The following is a 268-nucleotide window of genomic DNA, read 5'->3' as shown; positions in this document are numbered from 1 at the left end:
CGCCGTAAGCAATTCGTGAATACGCGGCACACGGTTCTCATACCACCGCTTCACATCCTTTTCACTGACTCTTGCTCCCGGCGCTTTCGATTTGCACTCGATGACGAGCATTCCGGCCTCATCGCCGCGATCAAGCTGAACATCAATCTCCACATCCAGACGCCGCTCCCCTGTCTTCAGAAAGCCGCCTTCGACGTCCTTGACGAGGCTGCCGATGATCAATTCAAACAATGCTCCGCGAAGATTGTCTGCTGCCCCTTCAATCTTC

Annotated in this window: 1 pseudogene; it reads right to left on the bottom strand. The window is 54.5% G+C overall.

Annotated elements, in window-relative coordinates:
• A pseudogene (locus CH341_RS34940) lies at positions 1-268 on the bottom strand (hypothetical protein); the annotation flags it as partial.

The sequence above is a fragment of the Rhodoplanes roseus genome (assembly GCF_003258865.1).
GTDB classification, from domain to species: domain Bacteria; phylum Pseudomonadota; class Alphaproteobacteria; order Rhizobiales; family Xanthobacteraceae; genus Rhodoplanes; species Rhodoplanes roseus.
Note: the sequence above shows the minus strand (reverse complement) of the source record. Positions and strands in the feature narration are given on the sequence as shown.